Annotated in this window: 2 protein-coding genes; both read right to left on the bottom strand. The window is 55.1% G+C overall.

What is annotated here, in order from left to right:
* Positions 1-3 precede the first annotated feature (3 nt).
* Positions 4-23,745: a non-ribosomal peptide synthase/polyketide synthase gene (locus tag QMG93_RS24370; protein ID WP_281941106.1), complete on the bottom strand. Its 23,742-nt coding sequence runs from the start codon at positions 23,743-23,745 to the stop codon at positions 4-6.
* Positions 23,746-23,791: 46 nt separating this feature from the next.
* Positions 23,792-24,199 (bottom strand): 3-hydroxyacyl-ACP dehydratase FabZ family protein, encoded by a 408-nt coding sequence (locus QMG93_RS24375; RefSeq protein ID WP_281941107.1) that lies wholly within the window; start codon positions 24,197-24,199, stop codon positions 23,792-23,794.
* Positions 24,200-24,202: the final 3 nt, after the last annotated feature.

The following is a 24,202-nucleotide window of genomic DNA, read 5'->3' on the forward strand; positions in this document are numbered from 1 at the left end:
CATTCAACTAAATTGAACCTTCTCTTCGACGATGCTTTTTATTATGCGTTGAAGCACCTTCACGTTCTCCTCGATAAATCCGACATCGAGCAGCACATCGTGAGTTCCGATCACTTCATATTCCGCATAGCCGTTCGGCGCAGCCTGCTGCCACAACAGCGCATCCTTCGGTTCCACAGCTCCGGCTGTTGAGCCTTCCGCGACCAAGGCGTGGATGCTGGCTTGAACGGTTCCTTCGTTGATCAGCTCATTACGGTACATCGTGTAGACGTGCATTTTATGTCGGACTCTCTCCCTGTCGGACGCATCCGATAAATAAGCTTTATACGTGTCAGATATGCTTTCCAGCACCGCCTCAACGAGAGCTTCCGTTTCTTCCGGTGAGGACTCGTCTCTGCTCGTCTTTCTCATCGAATCGACCATGATGATGTCCGATACTTCATATCCCCGGCTTTCCATTGCCTTGGCCACTTCGAACGCCAGATTCCCTCCGAGCGAGTACCCCAGGAACACATAAGGCCCGTTCTCTTGAATGCTTACGATGGTGTTGACATACTGCTCAAGCATCTCTTCGCCTTGGAAATTATCTCCTATAAATTCCATTCCATAGACGACACAATGCTGTTCGAGCTGTCTGGCCATTTCGTAATAAGCCAAGCCATAGCCGACCCTTGGCGGGAAACAGAACACGTTGATCGGGCCATGGTCATTCAACCGGATCGTATCGCTCTCCGCATTGCCGTACCCTTCTCCAACCTTGTACTTAAACAGCTCTTGAGCCAGATCTTCGAGCGTCGGCAGCTTAAATACCGTATGCAGAGGAACGTCGATGCCGATGTCGGTGCGGACCTTTTGAATCAATTGAAGCACTTTTAAGGAATGGCCTCCCAGATCAAAGAAGTTCTCCTTCACTCCTACTTTGTGAAGTCCCAGTACTTCTTGCCAAATCTGAGCCAGTTGCGCTTCCATCGAAGTTCGCGGCGCGATGTACTCCGCTCCGGCCTGCACGCTTCCTTCCGGGGCCGGCAGCGCTTTGCGGTTCAGCTTCCCGTTAGGCGTCAACGGCATTTGCTCCATTTGGACAAGATAAGACGGAATCATGTAAGCCGGCAGTTCCTCGGACAATGTGCCTTTCAGCTCGCTTGCCGTCATTTCCCGGTTTGCTACGAAATACGCGCACAGCTGCTTCTGCCCGGACTCGTCCTCCCGCGCGATAACGACCGCTTCCTGAACGGCGGGCACCTTCAGAAGCTGCGCCTCCAGTTCGCCAAGCTCGATCCGGTAGCCGCGGATCTTGACTTGATGGTCGATCCGGCCCAGGTACTCGATATTCCCGTCCGGGAGCCATTTGGCGAGGTCGCCGGTCCGATAAATCCGTTGTCCCGGGACGAACGGGTTCGGCACAAATTTCTCGGCCGTCAGCTCCAGTTGGTTAAAGTAACCCCTCGCGACGCCTTCTCCCGAAATGCACAGCTCTCCGGCTACGCCGATCGGCGACAAATGAGATGCGTTATCCATCATCCACACTTGCACGTTGCCGTACGGTTTACCGATAGGCACACTGGCCAGCTTACCCGTCTCCGGACTTGTCGTATACCGGGTAGCATAGACCGTCGCTTCCGTAGGTCCGTAAATATTTTCCAATACGGCGCCCGGAGACAATCTGTAGTAGTCTTCTACCAATTTCGCCGGGAGCGTCTCTCCGCAAGCGAACACATATTTCAGGCTTCGGATGCAGTCGGCGCCGGTATCCTTCATGTAATGAACCAATACGCTGAGCATGGAAGGCACAAGGTTCAAGTGGGTGATCCGATTGTCCTCCACGGCCTTCAATAAGGTAATCGGGTCTTTTTCCGCGCCTTGCGGCAAAATCACCAGCTTCCCTTGACCGAAAAACCAACTGAACAGCTCGGGCACCGAGAAGTCGAACGTGAAGGTGGTCTTCAGCAGGAACGCATCGCCTGCGAGCAGCGGATATTCGCATTCCAATTGGCTCAAGGTATGAACGGCCGATTGATGCTCGACCATAACGCCTTTCGGCTTGCCGGTCGATCCCGACGTATAGATGACGTATGCCAAATGATACGGCCCCGCCGCGGGGTCCGGATTCGCCCCGTTCCCGTCGTAAGCTTGAGGATCGTCCAGGTTCACCACTTTTCCGCCAAAGGCCGGATGTCCCGGCAGATGACCCTGGGTGAGCAAGATTTTCGCACCCGAATCCTCCAGCATGTAGCGGATGCGGTCCTCCGGGAATTCCGGATCGATCGGCACGTACGCGCCGCCGGCTTTCCAGATGCCAAGGATGCCTACGATCATGTCCAGGGAACGCTCGACCATGATCCCAACGAGTTGATCCGGCTGCACTCCTTCGGCCTGCAAAGTCCGCGCCAGCCGGTTGGCCCGCTCGTTCAGCTCGGCATATGTCAGCTGCCGATCCTCGAATACGAGAGCCGTTCGGTCCGGTGTTCGCGCCGCCTGCTCCTCGAACACTTGATAGATCGTTTTCTTCCTCGGGTAGTCAACCGCCGTATCGTTCCAGATGTCCAAGATCTGCGCTTTTTCCTGCGGAGTGATCAGCTCCAGCTCATCCACGCGGATGTTCGGATTGGCGGCAACCTGTTCCATGAGATGAACCAGATGTCCGTGAATCCGCTCTACGCTTGCCTGCTCGTAGACCGAAGCGTTATACCGGTAGAAAAGCTTCATGTCTTCGCCAGGCAAGACAAGCAGGTTGAAATCGTAGTTCGTCTGCTCGAACATCTCGAGGTCCACAATTTCCAACGGCGCCCGCTCACCGCTTCCGACCTGTTCCACCTGACGCTCGAGCGGGTAGTTTTCAAAGACCATGATATGCGAAATCAAATGATGCTTTTGTTCGCTCTGCGCTTGAATCTCATAGAGCGGATACGTATCGTAGGCGTGAGATGCCAAGTATTGCTCCTGGCGCTCTTTCATGATTTTGGCAAAGGTGTCGCCAGCCTCTGTACGCACCCGTACCGGAACCGCGTTAATAAACAAGCCGACCATACTTTCGATTCCCGGGATTTCCGCCGGTCTTCCCGATACGACGCTACCGAACACCACATCCCGGATGCCGTTGTATCTTGTCAGCACGATTCCCCAGGCCGCTTGCATTAACGTATTGACCGTCACCTGATATTGTTTCGCCACAAGCTCCAGACGCTGAGTCAACCCCGGGTCCAGATCGTAGAGCAGCTTCTCGGAGACATAACCCTCCGTTTTTTCAGGGGACTCCGCTTTTCGCTGCGGCAGCACCGTCTGCTCTTCGTAGCCCTCCAAGTACCCGCTCCAATAGTTGGCCGCTTCTTCGTGATTTTGTTGCTCCAGCCATTCCATATATCGGCTGTACGGCAAGACTGCGGCAAGATCTGGCTGCCTATGCTGCCGGATCGCATAATAATGCTCGAACAGTTCCTGGATCACGAGAGGCAAACTCCAACCGTCCATAATAATATGGTGGAAGCTCCATAGGAGCAGGAAGTCTTCTTCGCCTGTACGCAAAACCGTCATACGCAGCAGCGCATCTTGTGTCAGATCGAATCCTCTGACCTTGTCCGCACCAAGATAATTCTCGATATGCTTCTCGCGCTGCGCCTCATTCGTCGCACGCAGATCTTCATAAGCTATGTCGATCTTCCGGCTTCGCAGGACAACTTGAACCGGCAGCTCGCTCCACCCGGTGTAAAAGCTTGTTCGCAAAATTGCATGGCGCTGCACCAACGCATCCCAACTGCGCGTAAAGTCCTCCAAATGGAAGGTTCCCCGCAGGTAGAACTTGGCTTGCTCAAAATACGCTACCGACTCCGGCTCCAACAGGCTGTGGAACAACATCCCCTTCTGCATCGGCGTCAGCTTGTACACATTCTCAATGTCGCCCAAGCGGCGGGTTTCTTCTACCAACTGCTCCAGTTTTTCGACGGTGAGTTCCTTTAGCAAGACGTCGCTAGGCGTGAGCTCCGCATGCTCTTTCGTCACGCAATGCTGAACGACCTCTTGAAGACTCGCGCGGACGAGATCGCCGAACCGCTCCATCGTTTCGCTGCGGTATTCTTTGCCGCTATAGCTGATCGTCAGCGATAGCTTGCCTTCGGATATCATACCGTTGATCCCCAGCGTATACGATTGTGGCGTCCGTTCGCCCACCTCCGCACCGGTCGAATAAGGTGAGACTTGCAGTCCGCTGCTGTGCAGGTCCTGATCGAACTGCCCCAGGTAGTTGAAGCTGATTTCCGGCTTCGTTTCAAACGGGACGCCCTCCGTCGAAGCGGACAAATAGTTCAAGATGCCGTAGCCGATTCCTTTGTTCGGAATTTGCCGCAGACCTTCCTTCACCCGCTTGATTCGGCGCGACACGTTCAGTTCGGCTCCCATCTCCAAGACGACCGGATACTGGCTTGTAAACCATCCCACGGTGCGGGTAATATCGATGTCCGGAAGGATCGCTTCCCGTCCATGCCCTTCCAGATTGACCAGAACCTGCTCGATGCCGGTCCACTTGTGTACCGCCATGCCCAGCGCGGTTAGCAGCAAGTCGTTCATTTCCGTGTTGTACGCGCGGTGCGCCTGCTTCAGCAACTGCTCCGTTTCCCGCTCGGTCCATTGGACCGTAACGGCTTGGCTGTCCCGGATCAAAGCGTTCGCCTGAACGTAGTCCTTCGGCAGCGGACTCGGGCCAACCTCTTCAATCTGCTGCCAATAACTCCGTTCGCGTTCCGCCGCAGAACTATTCGCGTAAAGAGACAGCTGCTGTGCCCAGAGCTGGAAGGAATCCGTTTTTTGCGGAAGCCGGATCGTTTGCCCGCTCGCCACTTGTTCGTAGCCGGCAGCGAGATCCTCGAATAAGATCCGCCACGATACCCCGTCAACCGCCAAGTGGTGAATGGCAATCAGCAGGTGGTCGCCATCCGCGCAGCGGAACAATCCCAGTTTCATCAGCGGCCCGTCGCTCAAGCTGATGCCGCTTTGGATTTCCGACGCTTTCGCTTCCACCGCGGCAACGCAATCCGCGTCCCCTTTGAAATCAAAGATATCCAAGCTGTAGAGCTCGCCTTCGTCTACCCGGCGGTTCGATGCTTCGATGCCATGTTCCGTCTTGCGGAAAACAAGGCGCAGCGCATCATGATGCTCGGCGATGGCGCGGATCGCCTGACGAAGTGCCGTTTCGTCGAAGCCCTCCTCACGGTACAGCATGACCGCCTGATTGAAATGATGCGGATCGGCAAGCCGCTGCTCGAAGAACCAGTGTTGAATCGGCGTCAGCTTTGTCGGCCCGGCCACTTCTCCTTGTTCCGCGATCCGGCTGGCCGTTTCGATATGCTGGCTTAGCTCGGCGATGGTCGGATGCTTGAACAAATCTTTCATTTTCAGCTTATGTCCCGTTTGAAGCAGCCTCGAAGACACCTGAATCGCTTTGATCGAGTCGCCTCCAAGGTCGAAGAAATTGTCCCGGATGCCGACCCGCGGATAACCCAACACGCTTTCCCAGACGGAAGCCAACGTCTGTTCCACTACGGTTCGCGGCGTCTCGTATTCCGTTCCCGTTTGCATACCGCCTTCCGGGGCGGGCAGCGCTCTTCGGTCCAGCTTCCCGTTCGATGTCAACGGCATGCTCTCCAGTTGGACGAAAGAGGACGGAATCATATAGCCCGGCAGCTCTTGGGACAGCGCCGCCCGAAGCTCGCCCGACGTCAGCGGCCGGTCGGCCGTCAAGTACGCGCACAGCACTTTCTGCCCGCTGTGGTCCTCGCGTGCGATGACGACGGCATCCTTCACGGCTGCCAAGTTCAAGATCTGCGCTTCCACCTCGCCAAGCTCAATCCGGTACCCGCGAATTTTAACTTGATGGTCGATCCGTCCCAAAAATTCAATATTGCCGTCCGGTAGCCAGCGTGCAAGGTCCCCGGTCCGGTACATCCGCTCTCCCGCTGCAAACGGGTTATCCACGAATTTCTCGGCGGTCAGCTCAGGACGGTTCAAATAGCCTTTGGCTACGCCGTCCCCGGCAATATACATCTCGCCCGGCACGCCCTGCGGCACAAGGTTACGCTTCGCATCAAGCAAATAAATGCTCACGTTGTCCATCGCCACGCCGATCGGCACCGACTCGCGCGTATCCCTCACGGGATCGTACAAATAAATCATGCAGCCGACAACCGTTTCGGTCGGACCGTATTCATTGAAAATTTGCACTTGCCCGTTAAATTTCTCCGAAATGCTTTTCGCCAGATTCGTACTGAGATTCTCGCCGCCCACAATGAACTTCTTGATTCTCGATTCGCTTGGCAGCTTCATTTCCTTGATCAGACCGAGATGAACCGGCGTCAGCTTGACGATGTCCACTTGATTGTCTTCGATGATGCGCTGAATGAGCGTCGTCTTGTCCTCCCCTTCGTAAATGCGGATCTTATTCCCTGTAAGGATTGGGGTGAACAACGACGTAAACGTTAAATCGAACGAAATCGACGAGTACAAGGGGAAGTCGTAATTTTCCGCGATGTCATACGCATCCTTGGTCCACCAGATATAGTTGACCAGGCCTTGATGCATGATCATCGTGCCTTTCGGCAATCCCGTCGTGCCCGATGTGTAAATAAGATAAGCCAGTTCCTTCGGATGCATGGGCAGTTCCAGATTCGAGCCATCCTGAGCGTAATGCTGCGGATCGTTCAAATCGATGAGCTTGCCTTCAAAGGATACCCGTTCCCGCAAATGGCTTTGGGTGAGCAGCAGCTTTGCTCCTGAATCTTTCAAAATGTACCCGATGCGCTCTTCGGGATATTCCGGATCGATCGGCACAAAGGCCCCGCCGGCTTTTAGAATCCCAAGAATCCCTACGATCATTTCCAAGGAACGTTCGACCATAAGGCCGACCAGTTGTTCCGACTGAACACCTTCGGCGCGCAGCGTACGCGCAAGCCGGTTCGCCTGTTCGTTCAATTCCTTGTACGTGAGCCGGCTTTCTTCGTAAATCGCCGCGATACGTTCCGGCGTCCGTTTCGCCTGTTCCTCGAACAACTGATGAATCGCCTTCTCCCGCGGGTACTCGACCTTGTGGCCGGCCCAATCGAGCAATTTCGCTTTCTCTTGTGGCGTTACCATCTCCAGCTCATCCACACGAATGTTCGGATTGTCCGCAACCTGTTCAATGATTCGCATGAGATGTCCGCGGATTCGTTCGACGCTGGCCCGCTCGTAGACGCAAGCATTGTAACGGAAGCTTACGCGGAGCGCATCGCCCGGAATAACAATCAGGTTGAAATCATAGTTGGTTTGCTCGAACATGGCGAAATCCGTAAGCTCAAGCGCTTCGCCGTCGCCGCTTCCCGTCTGCTCCACCTGCTGCTCGACAGGGTAGTTTTCAAACACCATGATATGGCTGATCAAATCCTGCTTCTGTTCGGTTTTCCCCTGAATCTCATAGAGCGGATACGTATCGTACGCATGTGAGGCCAAGGAATCCTTCTGGGTTCGAGCCATCACTTCCGTGAAGGTCTCGCCTTCCTCCGCTTGGACCCGTATCGGGATCGTGTTAATAAACAAACCGATCATGCTTTCAATGCCCGGTATTTCGGCCGGTCTTCCGGATACGACGCCTCCGAAAACGACATCCCGATGGCCGTTATAGCATTGCAGGGCAATTCCCCATGCCGTCTGCAGCAGCGTGTTGACCGTAACCTGATGACGTTTCGCCACGAGGTCGATTCGCCGGGTCAAGTCCTGGCCCCAATCGCAAGCGAGCTCTTCCAATACATAGGCTTCCGCCTTGCCTTGAGGTTTCCCTTCCGGTACGATCGTTTGGTGTTCATAGCCTTCCAAATAGCGGCTCCAGTAATCGGAAGCTGCAGCATCGTCTTGCCGCTCCAACCATTCGATGTACCGGCTGTACGGCTGAGCCTCGACAAGCTCCGGCTGACGTTTCCAGCGGATGGCGGAATAGTGCTCGAACAGTTCCCCGGTAACGAGCGGAATGCACCAGCCGTCCATAATGATATGGTGGAAGCTCCACAGTACCCGGTAGTTCTCTTCACCCGTGCACAGAACCGTTACGCGCATCAGCGCATCCCGGGCAAGATCGAAACCTCTCGCCTTGTCTTCGGCAGCGTACGTTTCGAGATAAGCCTGCCGCTCGGCGTCGTTCATTTGGCGCAGATCTTTATACGCAAATTCGATGCTCTTCTGGCGGAAGACTACTTGTACCGGCAAATCTCCCCAACCGCTGTAAAAGTTCGTCCGCAGGATGGCATGTCTTTGCGCCAAGGCATCGAAGCTTTGCGCGAACGCTTCCGTATCCAGGCTGCCCCGCAGTCCAAACTCCGCTTGCTCAAAATACGATGCCGAGCCCGGCTCCATCAAGCTGTGGAACAGCATTCCCTTCTGCATCGGCGTGAGCTTGTACACATCCTCGATCTCGCCCACGTGCCGGGTTTGTTCTACCAGCTGCTCCAACTGCTCCATCGTGAGTCCCTTCAGCAAGACGTCGCTGGGCGTCAATTCCGACCGTTCCTTCGTGATGCAATGCGTGATGACTTTCTGCAGGCTAGCCTGGATGATGCCGGCCAAGCGCTCGATCGTTTCTTGGCGGTATTCCTTGCCATTGTAGCTAATCGTCAGCGCCAGCGCGCCTTCGGAAATCATGCCGTTGATATCCAGAGCGTAGTTCTGCACCGTCTGTCCGCTTAGCGCTTCGCCGATCGAATACGGAGAAAGCTGCAGCGCATTGCTTTGCAGGTCCTGATCGAACTGACCGAGGTAGTTAAAGCTGATTTCCGGCTCGATGTTCCATTGGACGCCCTCGGAAGAAGCGGACAAATAGTTCAGGATGCCGTAGCCGATCCCCTTATGCGGAATTTGGCGTAGCCCTTCCTTCACCCGCTTGATCCGGCGCGCGATCTCCGGATCCGCTCCCACCTCCAACACGATCGGATATTGGCTTGTAAACCATCCCACGGTGCGGGTGATGTCGATGTCCGGAACGATCGGCTCCCGGCCGTGTCCTTCCAGGTTCACCAGAACTTTCCCGATACTGGACCACTCGTGAATCGCCATCCCTAAAGCCGTTAACAACAGGTCGTTCATTTCCGTGTTATATGCACGGTGCGCTTGCTTGAGCAACTGCTCCGTTTCCTGTTCGCTCCATTGGACCGTGACGGATTCGACATCCCTGAGCAGCGAGCTGTCCTGCGCTTGATCCTTCGGCAGCGTAACCGCATCAACCGCTGCAATCTCCTGCCAGTAGGCGCGTTCGCGTTCCAAGGCCGCACTTTCCGCATAAAGCGACAGCCGCTCCGCCCAGAGCTGGAACGAGTCCGTTTTTTGCGGAAGCTGAATGGCCTGTCCGCTTGCGGCTTGCTCGTACCCGGCTGCAAAATCCTCGAACAAAATGCGCCACGATACCCCGTCGACTGCCAAATGGTGAATGACGATCAGCAGATGATCCCCGTCGGCGCAGCGGAACAATCCCAGCTTCATCAGCGGCCCTTCGCTCAGGTCGATGCCGCTTTGGATTTCGTTCGCCTTGGTTTTAACCGCCGCGGCACAGTCCGCTTCATTCTTGAAATCGAAAATATCCAAGGTGAAAAGCTCGCCTTCGTCCACTCCGCGGTTCCATGCTTCGATGCCATGGTCCGTCCAGCGGAAGACCAGACGCAGCGCGTCGTGATGTTCGGCCAGCTTGGTCATCAACGCGCGAAGCGCCTCTTCCTCAAAGCCATCCTCCCGGTACAGCATAACGGCATGGTTATAATGATGCGGAGCCGCTGTCTGGCGCTCGAAGAACCAATGCTGGATCGGCGTCAGCTTGGTCGCTCCGGTCACTTCCCCTTGCTCGGCGATTCGGCTGACCGCTTGGATATGCGGGCTTAGCTCGGCGATCGTCGGATACTTGAACAAATCTTTCATTTCCAGCTTGTAGCCCGCCTGGAACAGCCTCGAAGAGACCTGGATCGATTTGATCGAGTCGCCGCCAAGATCGAAGAAGTTGTCGCGAATCCCGACCCGTGCGGCACCCAGAACGCCTTCCCAAACCGAAGCCAGAGTTTGTTCCACGACCGTCCGAGGCGCGGCATACTCCGCTCCCGTCTGCACGCTTCCTTCCGGGGCCGGCAGCGCTTTGCGGTCCATCTTCCCGTTCGGCGTCCGCGGCATCCGCTCCAACTGCACGAAGTAGGACGGGATCATGTAGCCTGGCAGCTCTTGCGCCAGCGCTCCCCGCAGCCCGCTTACCGTCAGCTCCGTATCCGCTACGAAGTAGGCGCACAAATATTTTTGCCCGCTAACGTCTTCGCGCGCAAGCACGATCACTTCTTGTACGGACGCCACATTTAAGAGCTTTGCTTCCACCTCTCCCAGCTCAATCCGGTACCCGCGAATTTTGACCTGATGGTCGATGCGGCCCAAATATTCCATCGTGCCGTCCGGCAACCAGCGGGCCAAGTCTCCGCTCTTATACATCCGATCCCCGGCCACGAACGGGTTATCCATGAATCGCTCCGCGGTTAAATCCGGGCGATTCAAGTAGCCGCGCGCCAGCCCGTCTCCGGCCACGTACAGCTCCCCGGCAATCCCAATCGGCTGCGGATGACGTTGCTCGTCCAAAATATAGACGCTCAACGTCGGAATCGCTGTCCCGATGTTGCTTGTACCCTCTTCGATTTCCGTTTCCGTAATTTCTTTATACGTGGCATGCACGGTCGTTTCGGTGATTCCATACATGTTGATCAGTTGGACATGCGGGTACTTCGTTCTCCATTCTTTCAATAAAGCCGGGCTTAGCGCCTCTCCGCCGAAGATGATCTGTCTCAGCTTCAGTTCCTTGCCGTCATGGCTCAGCTCTTCCTGCAGCAGCTGATAGAAATACGTCGGCGTCTGGTTCAAAATGGTAACCTGCTGCGCTTTCAGCAATTGCAGGAATTGCTGCGGATTTTTCGCGGTCAAGGAAGGCACAACGACCAATTTGCCTCCGTAGAGCAATGCCCCGTACATTTCCCATACCGAGAAATCGAAGCAGAACGAATGAAATAACGTCCACGTGTCCGCAGGCCCGAAATCAAACAGGTTCCGGTCGTTAAACAAGAGGCGGACTACGTTTTTATGCTCGATCAACGTCCCTTTCGGCTTGCCTGTCGTTCCCGACGTATAGATCACATAAGCCAGATGGTTCGGTCCGACCGCTGTGCGCAGGTTTGATGCGTCCTCATGGTACGCGGCGGAGTTATGCAAGTCCACGACCTTTCCGTCAAAGAACGCCCGTTCCATCAAATGGGTCTGAGTCAGCAGCAGCCCGGCACCCGAGTCTTCCAGTACATAGCGAATCCGTTCTTCCGGATATTCCGGGTCCACCGGCACATACGCGCCGCCGGCTTTCAGAATGGCGAGCATCCCCACGATCATTTCGAGGGAACGGTCGGCCATAATGCCTACCAGTTGATCGGATTTCACCCCTTCGGCGCTTAACGTTCTCGCCAGCTGGTTCGCCCGTTCGTTCAGCTCCCGGTACGTGAGCTCGCTTCGCTCGGACACGACGGCCACCAGATCCGGCGTTCGCTCCGCCTGTTCCTCGAACAACCGATGAATCGTTTTATCCCGGGGGTAGTCCGCCTTGCACTCGCCCCATAGCTCCAAAATTTGCGTTTTCTCCTGCGGCGTAATGATCTCGATGGACGACAGCAGCGTCTGCGGCTCCTCCGTGACGATATCGATCACCTGCATGAAATGCTTCGCCATCCGTTCTACGGATTCTTGCTTATACAGCACACTCGCATATTCGAGGCTGCATACGAGTTCGCCCGCTTCCTCCGACACTGTCAGCATCAAGTCGAACTTCGCCACCGGATGCCGATGCTCGTACGGTTTAAACTGCAAACCTTCGATTTCTTGCGCCCCTTGCTCCATATTCTGCAGCACAAGCATCGTGTCGAACAACGGGTTGCGGCTCAAGTCGCGCTTCAGATTCAGCTTATCGATCAGCATTTCGAACGGATAGTCTTGATGTTCATACGCTTTTAACGCCGTTTCCTTCACTTCCTGCACGTAGTCTTGGAACGTCTTCTCTCCTGCCGGGTAATTGCGTATCGCCAGTGTATTGACGAACATCCCGATCAGGCTTCCCAAGTCGGCATGCCGCCTGCCCGCAATCGGAGAGCCGACCGTAACGTCTTCTTGACCTGTATATTTATGCAGCAAGGTTGTATAAGCTGCCAATAATACCATGTACAAGGTAGATCCCGTTTGCGCCGCAAGCTGCTTCAACGCGTCGCTTCGATGTTGGCCGAGGGAAAACTCCATCCGGTCCCCTTCAAAGCTGCGCACCGCCGGTCTTACCTCATCGGTCGGCAGACCGAGCACCGGAAGCTCCCCGCGAAAGACATCGAGCCAATACTCTTCCTGCTTGCTCATCCGTTCGCTTTGAGCTTCCGCTTGCTGCCATGCCGCGTAATCCTTGTACTGAATTCGCAGCGGCGGCAGCTCCGCTCCCTCGTATAGCCGGATAAACTCCTCGACAAGAATGCTCATGGACACGCCGTCGGAAATAATATGATGCATGTCAAACAGCAGCAGATGGCGGTCTTTCTCCAGCCCGATCAATCCCACGCGCAGCAGCGGCGGCTTCGCCAGTTCAAACGCCCGCACGAAGCTGCGGATGCGCTCTTCGGCTTCCTCTTCTCCCGTCTGGGCATAATCTACCGCAAACGCTACCTCCGGGTGCACTCGCTGCACCGGCTCGCCGTTCACCGTCTCGAAGCCGGTGCGCAGCGTTTCGTGACGCCGGATCAACTGCCGGAACGCTTCCTCCAGCCGCTCCCGGTCCAGCGCCCCTTCGACCGTCATGACGCCCGGCATGTTGTAGCCGACTTCCCCGCCCTCCAGCTGGCTCAAAATGTACAGCCGCTTCTGGGCTGAAGAAACCGGATAATACGGCCGCTCCTCGATGACCGGGATGGAGGCGTAAGCCGTGTTCTCCCGCTCTTCTAGCAATTGCGCCATTTCCTCAATCGTCGGATATTGGAACGCTTCCCGCAGGGAGATCTCCCCGCTCATCTCTTTTTGAATCCGGGATACCAGCAATGTCGCCCGTAGAGAATGGCCTCCGATGTCGAAAAAGTTGTCTTTCACCCCAACTTGCGGTAGCCCCAACACCTCCTGCCAGATTTGCGCGAGCTGCGCTTCCGCCGGCGTTCTTGGAGCCGCGAGTTCCGTACCTGCGTGCAAGTCCGCCTCCGGCGCAGGCAGCGCCTTACGGTCGACTTTGCCATTCGGCGTCAGCGGCATCCGCTCGAGCTGTACAAAGTAGGACGGGATCATATACTCCGGCAGCTCTTGAGAGAGCGCGGCTCTGAGCTCACCCGCCGTCAGGGTTCGGTCCGCCACGAAGTACGCGCCCAATCGCTTATGCCCGGTCTCGTCTTCATGTGCGATCGCAACGGCTTCCTGCACCGCCTCCGTTTTCAGGAGATGCGCCTCCACCTCGCCAAGCTCGATCCGATAGCCGCGAATCTTCACTTGGGCGTCTATCCGGCTGATATATTCGATGCTTCCATCCTCCAGCCATTTTACCAAATCCCCGGTCCGGTACATCCTGCCGCCCGGCGCCAACGAGGAATAAATGAATCTCTCGTCCGTCAGTTCCGGATAGTTCAAATAACCTCGGGCCAAACCATCCCCGGCAATATACAATTCTCCGGGAATACCTGCCGGCAGCAGGCGCTGATCACGATCCAAGACATAGACGGACGTATTGCTGATCGGCTTGCCGATGGGCACGGTATCCGCCTTCTCGTCCATATCGTCGACTCGGTGGTAGGTAGCAAATACGGTGCTTTCCGTCGGTCCGTAGACATGGATCAACCGGCCGGGGCCCAGACGCGCAAACGCTTTTCGCACATGGCCTGCGGATACCTTCTCCCCGCCGAACAGCAAGGCTTCCAGCGTTTCGAAGCAATCGACGTCGATGTCCACCAGCGTATTGAAAAGGGCGGTCGTCATGAAACATTTCGTGATCCGCTGCGTGCGCAGCACGCGCGACAGCTCCCGAGCGTCCATCACCTCATCGCGAGTGATCAGCACAAGGGAAGCTCCGTTCAGCAGCGCTCCGTAAATGTCGAACGTTGAACCGTCGAACGAGAAGCTGGATAACTGCAGAACCCGGTCTTTTGCCGTGAACCCGATGTAGTTCGTTTCCTTGACCACGCGGCTGATGTTGTAATGCATCGTCAAGTTGCCTTTCGGCTTGCCTGTAGAACCGGAAGTGTAGATGATGCATGCCAGCGCCTCGGAGCCATGAACCGGCATAAGGTTATCTTTGCCTCCCTCATACATCTGCCGGTCCGTTAAATCCAGTACAAGTCCGGTAAATTGTACCTTCTTCCGCACTTCCGGCTGGGTCAGCAGCAGCTTCGCGCCCGAATCCTCCAGCATATAACGGATCCGCTCCTCCGGATATTCCGGATCGATCGGCACATAAGCTCCTCCGGCTTTCAAGATGCCGAAGACCCCGACGATCATCTCCAAGGAACGCTCCACCATGAGGCCGACAGGCTGATCCGGCTCTACGCCTTCGGTCCGCAGCGTGCGCGCCAACCCGTTGGCCCGTTCGTTCAGCTCGCCATACGTCAGCTGTTCGTCCCCGAATATCACCGCCACGGCATCCGGCGTACGCTCCACCTGCTCCTCGAACAGTTGCTGAAGCGTCTTGTCCTTCGGATAACGGGTCGTCGTATCGTCCCATACTTGCCGCATCTGCGCTTTTTCTTGCGGCGTGATCAGCTCCAGCTCGCTTAATCGGACTTGCGGATTGTTCGCTACTTGTTCCAGCATATGAACCAGATGTCCCTGAATCCGTTCGATGCTTGCCCGATCATAAACGATTGCATTGTAACGGAAAACAATCTTAAACGATTCGCCCGGCATGACAATCAGGTTAAAATCATAGTTCGTCTGCTCAAACAATTCGGCGTCCGTAATCTCAAACGCAGCTTGCTCGCCGCTTCCCAACTGCTGTATCTGCTGTTCGACAGGATAGTTTTCGAACACCATAATATGCGTGATCAAATTTTGCTTTTGCCCTGTTTGCGATTGAATCTCATAGAGCGGATACGTATCGTACGCATGCGAAGCCAAATACCGCTCCTGATGCTTTTTGACCGCTTCCGCGAAAGTTGCATGCTCTTCCGTCCGGACACGTACCGGGATCGTATTAATGAAAAGCCCGATCATGCTTTCGATGCCCGGTATTTCCGTCGGCCTTCCCGATACGACGCTTCCGAAGACGACATCCCGCTGACCGTTGTATTTCTGAAGCACAATCCCCCATACCGCTTGCATCAACGTGCTGACCGTCACTTGATGCTGCTTCGCCATGCGTTCTATACGCAGGGTCAGGTCCTTGTCCAGATCATAAACGAACTGCTCCGAAACATGGCCTTTCGCCTTGCCGGAAGTGTCGGCTAACGGCAGCGTCGTATGCTGTTCATAGTCTTCCAGATACTCGCGCCAATACCGGGAGGCTTCATCGTCATTTTGCCGATCGAGCCATTCGATGTACTGGCTGTACGGTAAGGCCAAGGCAAGCTCCGGTTGTTTTTGCTGCATGACGGCCGCATAGTGCTCGAATACTTCCCGGGTAATGAGAGGGATGCACCAGCCATCCATAATAATATGGTGGAAGCTCCACAGGAGGTAATAATTGTCTTCTCCTGTACGCAGGATCGATACGCGCAGCAGCTCATCTTGAGTCAAGTCAAATCCTCTGGCTTTATCCTTTGCGGCGTACGTCTCGATATGCGTCTTCCGCTGCGTTTCATCCAGCCCGCGCAAATCCTCATAAGCAAATCCGCTCTTTTTGTCGCGATAGACGATCTGCACCGGCAGGTCCTTCCAACCGCTGTAAAAGTTTGTCCGCAAGGCGGCATGTCTTTGCACCAAGGCGTCTAAACTTGTAGCGAAAGCTTCCACATCGAAGGTTCCCCGCAGATCGAACGTCGCTTGTTCGAAGTACGATCCCGAATCGGGCTCTAGGAGGCTGTGGAACAGCATGCCTTTCTGCATCGGCGTCAGCTTGTATATATTCTCAATGTCGCCAAGATGTCCCGTCCGTTCGACCAAATCATCCAGTTCGTCAACGGTCAGTCCCTTCAGCAGAACGTCGCTTGGGGTCAGTTCCGCCCGTTCCTTCGTTACGCAATGCTGAATGATCTCTTGAAGACTTGTCCGGAATAACCCTGAGAATCGCTCGATCGTTTCTTGGCGATACTCCTTGCCGTTATAGCCGATGGTCAGCGTCAGCGCTCCTCCGGAAATCAACCCGTTGATATCCAGCGCATAATGCCGCTCCGCGCTTTCGCCTGCCGCCGTACCGGTCGAATAAGGCGAGACTTGCAGCGCATTCGTTTGCAGGTCTTGGTCGAATTGGCCCAGATAGTTGAAGCTGATGTCCGGCCTTACTTCCAAGGAGCCTTTCTCTTCCGGTGCAGACAAATAGTTCAGGATGCCGTAGCCGATTCCTTTATGCGGAATTTGGCGCAGGCCTTCCTTCACCCGCTTGATTCGGCGCGATACGTCCCGATCCGCCCCCATGTCCAAAACGATCGGATATTGGCTCGTGAACCAACCTACGGTACGGGTGATGTCGATGTCGGGAATAATCGGCTCCCGGCCGTGTCCTTCCAGGTTGACCGGTACGTGCCCGATTCCGGTCAACGTGTGAATCGCCATCCCCAGGGCGGTCAGCAGCAGATCGTTCATCTCCGTGTTATACGCGCGGTGTGCCTGCTTCAACAGCTGTTCCGTTTCCTGCGGGGTCCACTGGATCGTAATTGTTTTACTATCCCGAACCAAAACTTGCTCCTGAGCGTCATCCTTCGGCAGCGGCGCTGCGACTGCAAGCTCCCGGATGTGCTGCCAATAGGCTCGCTCGCTTTCCATCGCCGGACTGCCCGCATAAAGCGACAACTGCTGCGCCCAGAGCTGGAAGGAATCCGTTTTTTGCGGAAGACGAATGACTTGCCCGCTTACGGCTTGTTCATAACCGGCGGCAAGATCCTCGAACAAAATACGCCACGATACCCCGTCGACCGCCAAATGGTGTATGACGATCAGCAGGTGGTCTCCGTCCGCGCAGCGGAACAATCCGAGCTTCATCAGCGGTCCTTCGCTCAGGCTGATGCCGCCTTGAATTTCCGACGCTTTGGCTTCCACGAGGGCAGCGCAATCCACCTCCTCCGTAAAATCGAAGACGTCCAGGCTGTAGAGCTCGCCTTCCTCTACCTGGCGGTTCCATGCTTCGATGCCATGTTCCGTCTGACGGAATACCAGACGCAGCGCGTCATGATGCTCGGCGATGGCGCGGATCGTTTGACGAAGCGCCGCTTCGTCGAAGCTCTCCTCCCGGTACAGCATCACCGCTTGGTTGAAATGATGGAGATCCGCCGTCTGCCGCGCGAAGAACCAATGCTGGATCGGCGTCAGCTTCGTCGCTCCGCTTACTTCTCCCTGCTCCGCCATGCGGGTGGCCGCTTGAAGATGCGGGCTTAGCTCCGCGATCGTCGGATGCTTGAACAAGTCTTTCATTTCCAGCTTGTAGCCCGCTTGGAACAGCCTCGAAGACACTTGGATCGATTTGATCGAATCGCCGCCAAGCTCGAAGAAATTGTCGTAAATGCCGATCGGCCGAGCGCCCAACACACCTTCCCAAACGGACGCCAGCGCCTGCTCGGCCGCCGTCCTCGGCGCCGCGTATGCCGTTCCCGTCTGCATACTTCCTTCCGGAGCCGGCAGCGCTTTGCGGTCTACCTTCCCGTTTGCGTTTAATGGCATTTGCTCCAGCTGGACGAAGTAAGACGGGATCATATAGCCGGGCAGCTCCTGCGCCAAGGCGTTTCGCGCCTCGCCTGCGGCGAGCGTGCGTTCCGCCACAAAGTAAGCGCAAAGCTGTTTCTGCCCGCTTTCGTCCTCCCTGGCGATCACCACGGCTTCCCGAATCGCTTCCACTTTCGCGAGCTGCGCTTCCACCTCGCCCAATTCAATCCGGTACCCGCGAATCTTCACCTGCTCGTCGATCCGTCCTTTGTATTCCAGCGTACCGTCGGCGCGCCAGCGGACCAAGTCCCCCGTGCGGTAACAGCGCTCTCCCGGGCGAACCGGGCTTTCGACGAACTTCTCCGCCGTCAGCTCCGGACGGTTCAAATACCCGCGCGCGACACCGTCTCCGCCGACGATCAGCTCACCCCATACCCCGATCGGAAGCAGCTGCATCGAACGGTCTGTCACGTAAGCCGTCGAATGATTGATCGGCCGACCGATGGGCACCGCATCCGTCTGCTCGCCTTCGATCAGATGCGTCGTGGAGAACGTCGTATTTTCCGTCGGGCCGTAACCGTTCACGATAGCCAGCCCGGGATTGTCGCGCAGCACAAGGTTGATGTGCGGCACGGAGAGGACGTCTCCCCCGACAAGCAGCGTTTGCAAGCCGCCGAACAGCCTGCTGTCCTGCTGCGACAATTGATTAAAGAGCGGCGAGGTGAGCCACATCGTCGTAATCCCGCAGCTCCGGATCGCCTCCTTCAATTTATCCGCGTTCAAAATAACCTCGTTGTTCACGAGATACAGCCGGCCGCCATTTAGCAGCGCTCCCCAAATTTCGAGCGTGGAGGCGTCGAAAACGACCGCGCCCGTTTGCAAAATGCGTGTAGTTTCATCCAATGCAACATAGTTGCAATTTTTCACCAACCGGACGACGTTGCGATGCTCAACCATGACGCCTTTCGGCCGGCCGGTCGTTCCCGACGTATACATGATGTAAGCCAAGTCGCTTGCCGTACCGGCCCAGCCCGGATTCGAACCGTCTTCGGCGTAAATCGTTTCGTCACTCAGATTGACGACGCTGCCGGCGAAGCCAACCTGCACAAGCTCTTTCCGCTGCACAAGCAAGAGCTTAGCGCCCGAATCCTCCAGCAGGAGAGCGATACGCTCCTCCGGATAATCGGGATCGATCGGCACGTAGGCGCCTCCGGCCTTCAGGATCGCGACCATGCCTGTGACCATCTCGATCGAGCGCTCGGCCATAATCGCAACAGGCTGATCTTGAACAACGCCTTGGTTCCGCAATGTCCGGGACAGTCTGTTCGCACGTTCGTTCAACTCGCGGTAAGTCAGCGACGCATCCCCGAATACGACCGCCACGTGATCCGGCGTCTGTGCTGCCTGCGCCTCGAACAACTGCGAGATCGTCTTGTCGCGCGGGTAATCGGCTGCAGTTGCATTGAACCGCTCCGCAATCTGCGCTTTTTCCTGCGGCGTTATGATCTCAATCGACGACAATATCGTCTGAGGCTCCTCCGCAATAACGCCGATCAGCTGCACCAGATGCTGCGCCATCCGCTCCACCGTTTCCTGCTTATACAGCGCAGTGGCATATTCCAGACGGCAGGTCAGCCCATCGGCTTCATCCGATACAATTAACGTCAGATCAAACTTCGCCACGTGATGCCCATGCTCGTATGGCTTAAACTGCAGCCCCGCGATTTCGTGCTCCCCCTGCTCCGTATTTTGCAGGACAAACATCGCATCAAATAACGGATTGCGGCTCAGATCCCGTTTCAAATCAAGCTTTTCAACCAATTCCTCGAACGGATAATCTTGATTTTCATACGCCTTTAACGCCGTTTCTTTCACTTCCTGCACATACTGCAGGAACGTCTTGTCGCCCGACGGACGATTCCGGATCGCCAGTGTGTTGACAAACATGCCGATCACGCTGTCCAAGTCCGCATGTGGTCTGCCTGCGATCGGAGAGCCGACGATCATGTCCTCTTGCCCCGTATATTTATGCAGCAAAGTCGTATACGCCGCCATGAAAACCATATATAAGGTTGATCCCGTTTGGGCCGCAAGCCGCTTTAACGCTTCGGTTGCTTGTTCACTGATCGCAAAGGCAACCGTGTTCCCTTCAAAGCTTTGTACCGCCGGTCTTACATAATCCGTCGGCAGATCGAGCACCGGGATGTCGCCCTGTAAAGCGTCCAGCCAATACGCCTCCTGCTTGCTCAGGCGTTCGCTTTGTACTTCCGCTTGCTGCCATACCGCGTAATCCTTGTACTGAATCCGCAGTGGCGGCAGTTCCGCCCCCTCGTACAGCCGGGAAAATTCCGTGACCAAAATATCGATGGACACACCGTCCGAAATAATGTGATGCATATCGAACAACAAGAGATGGCGCTGCTTTTCCAGCTCGAACAGCCCGATTCGCAGCAGCGGTGCCTGTGAAAGATCAAATTGGCGCACGAAGCTGCGAATCCGCTCGGCCACCTCCTCTTCCCGCCCCTTGGCATACTCCACCGCGAAAGGCACTTCCCGCTGCACCCGCTGGACCGGCTCTCCGTTCATCATTTCAAAGCTCGTCCGTAGCGTTTCGTGGCGCCAGATCAACTGTCGGAATGCTTCTTCCAAACGATCCCGGTCCAACGCCCCTTCAATCGTCAGAACTCCCGGCATGTTATAGCTGACCTCTCCGCCCTCCAGCTGGCTCAAAATATACAACCGTTTTTGAGCCGAAGATACAGGATAGAACGCCCGCTCCTCCACGCGCGGAATGGAATCGTAGCCCGATTCAGACCGGTTCGCCAGCAGCTCGGCCATCTGGCCGATCGTCGGCGACTGGAATACGTCCCGCAAGGAAATCGTGCCGTTCATCTCTTTTTGAATCCGGGACACCAGAAGCGTTGCCCGTAAAGAGTGACCGCCGATTTCAAAGAAGTTTTCCAAAACACCAATACCGTCTAATTTCAGTATTTCTTTCCATATCAATTGCAATTGCGCTTCGGCCGGCGTTCTCGGGGCCACGTATTCTGTGCCCGTTTGCAGGCTGCTTTCCGGCTCGGGCAGCGCTTTGCGGTCCAGCTTCCCGTTCGAAGTCAACGGCATGGACTCCAGCTGGACGAAGTAGGACGGAATCATGTAGCCGGGCAGCTCTTGCGCCAATGCTCCGCGCAGCTCGCTCACCATAAACTCCTGGTCCGCCACAAAGTACGCGACGAGATACTTTTGCCCGCTGCCATCTTCACGCGCGAGCACGACCGTCTCCTGTACGGAGGCGACCTTCAGCAACTGCGCTTCCACCTCGCCCAACTCGATCCGGTATCCGCGGATTTTGACCTGATGGTCGATCCGGCCCAAGTATTCGATATTGCCGTCCGGCAGCCAGCGGGCCAAATCCCCGGTACGGTACATCCGCTCTCCGGCTTCGAACGGATTGTCCACGAATTTGTCGGCCGTCAGCTCGGGCCGGTTCAAATAGCCTCGCGCCAAGCCTTCGCCGGCAACATACAGCTCTCCCGCGATCCCGACCGGCTGAATTCGGCGCTGCTCGTCCAAAATATATGCTCGCAAGGTCGGTATCGTCGTCCCGATGTTGCTTTTGCCCTGCGCGATTTCCGTTTCCGTAATTTCTTTATAGGTGACATGTACGGTCGTTTCCGTAATACCGTACATATTGATCAGCTTGACGTGCGGATATTTCGCTCTCCAGTCTTTCAATAAAGCCGGACTTAACGCTTCTCCGCCGAAGATAATGTTGCGCAGCTGCAGCTCCGCTCCGGCGTGGCCCAGTTCTTCTTGCAGTAGCTGATAAAAATAAGTCGGCGTTTGGTTTAAAATCGTCACCTGCTGCGTTTTCAGCAGTTGCAGGAATTGCTCCGGGCTTTTCGCCGTCAGTGGAGGGACAATGACCAGCTTCCCGCCGTAGAGCAGCGCCCCGTACATTTCCCACACCGAGAAATCGAAGCAGAACGAGTGAAACAGCGTCCACGTATCGGAAGCCCCGAAATCGAATACATTTCGATCGTTAAACAATAAACGGACAACGTTTTTATGCTCAATCAACGTACCTTTCGGCTTCCCGGTCGTTCCCGAAGTATAGATGACATACGCCAAGTGATTCGGACGGACAGCCGTACCCAGGTTCGACTCGTCCTCCTGGTAAATCGCCTCGTTATTCAGGTCCAGCAGCTTCCCTGCAAAGTCGATCCGCTCCAGCAGATGGTTTTGCGTCAGCAGCAGCCCCGCGCCGGAGTCGGCCAGCATGTATTGAATGCGCTCCTGCGGATATTCCGGGTCAATGGGAACATACGCACCGCCGGCTTTCAGGATGCCCAGGATGCCGACGATCATGTCCAAGGAACGGTCGGCCATGATGCCGACGAGTTGATCGGCCTGCACCCCTTCGGCCCGCAGCGTCCAGGCAAGCCGGTTGGCCCGCCGGTTTAATTCTTGATAGGACAGCTGCTTGTCATCCATAACAACCGCGATATGCTCCGGCGTCCGCATGGCCTGTTCTTCGAACAGCCCATGAATCGTCTTCTCGCGCGGATAGTCCGCTGATGTATCGTTAAAGGACGTCAGAATCATCTGCTTCTCTTCCTCTAGCAGAAGAGATACGTCCGCAATGGTTTGGTGAGGCGCCCGAACGATCTGCTCAGCAACGGTGAGCAGCTGCTGGACCATTCTTTGTATTTCCTGCTGTTCGAACAAATGAATCCGGTAATCGACATGCACCACGAGCTGCCGGTCGTCCAACATTTCAACGATATGAAGAACGAAATCGTTTACTTCATCTCCGCCAAAATCGTAGTCCGTATGAATTCGGACGTCGTCCAAGTCGACCCAGCTTACCGGCCGGTATTCCATCGAAATGCCGAACAACCGCTGAATATCCTTGTTGCGGTGGATATCCCGCAAGTCTTGAATCAATTGATTGTAAGGGTATTTCTGATGGCGCAAAATGGAAAGCTGCTCTTTCGCCACGCTTTGCAAGAAAGCGGTCAAGCCGGTTTCCGGTTCGACGAAAGCCCGGGCTGCCGCCGTACTCACGAACATGCCGACCGTATTTTTTTCTTTTTTCGATGCCCGGTTGGCGAAGGAAGTGCCGATGACCACGTCCTGCTGGTTGGTGACTTTGTACATGTAAATGTACGTCGCAGCCATAAAAAATTGAAACAAGCTGATTTTATTTTCTTGGCAGTACGATTGAATTTCGTTATAAAGACCGTCGGGGACGGTAAAATGCTCCCTTTTCGCTGCAGTGCTTAACGACAAAGGATTATAGGACTTCAGCCCGGTAAGCTCGGGCAAATCGGAAAATTTATCGACCCAATACGCTTTATCTTTCTGAAAACGTTCGGATTGCTCATAAGCTTGCTCGGTCTGGATATACTCGATATAAGAATGTTCTTCGCCAAGTTTGGGTTCCTGTCCGCGAATCATATCGATGTAATATTCCGTCAACTGGTTTCCGAACAGCACCATGGAAATACCGTCGGAAATGATATGATGGACCTTCGTATTCAACCAATACTCTTCGTCGCTGACTTTAAGAAACAGAAAGTGAAAGAGCTCCGAATGAAACAGCTCGAAAGGTGTCTGTTTGTGACGCTCCAACCATTCCTCCGCTTGGGCCAAACTATCAAAATCCGACAGATCCAGGACCTCGAATTCCTTCTCCTCGTAAGGCACGACATATTGCTTAGGTATGCCGTCCTCAGACGTAATGCGGATCCGGAAAGCATCGTATTGCTCAATCACCATATTGATGGACCGCTTGAACGCATCGATGTCCATTTTGCCCTTCATCTTTACAGTGCCCGAGAGCAGCGATGCGGACGCGTTCGGATAAAGCAGTTCGGTATACCAAATCCTCTGTTGAGCGTTCGTTAAAGGAAACAACTGTTTGTCATCCATGCGTCTTCAACTCCCCATGTTAGTATTACAATCAATTTGGTTGAGTTCATTTTCCTGTTTTTTGGGTGAATGCTACGATTTCTTCCGCCTTGACAATGACCCGTTCCCCCACAGTGGCCAATCCCTTGCCAAGAAGATACCCTTTTCTTCGCTTGGTCACCTCGAAATATAGATCCAGCCGGTCCCCAGGTCGTGCCAAGGAATGCATCTCGACTTGGTTAAGCGAGGATAAAAAGGAAATGCCTTTTTCATCGATCGCAGCGAAAGCGCTCAACTGTGCCAATGCTTCAACGACAAGCGTATAAGGCATGTACGGGCAATCTTGAGAAATATACCATTCATTCCACGTGATATGTTTGTAGCCTTTGACATAGACGGACTGCTCAGCTTCGACAATCCTATCGATCATAAGAAAAGGAGCGCGATGAGGCAGCACATCAGGAATATGGAACATGTA

Origin of the sequence: Paenibacillus tyrphae, from assembly GCF_027925525.1 — a bacterium.
Lineage (GTDB): Bacteria > Bacillota > Bacilli > Paenibacillales > NBRC-103111 > Paenibacillus_G > Paenibacillus_G tyrfis_B.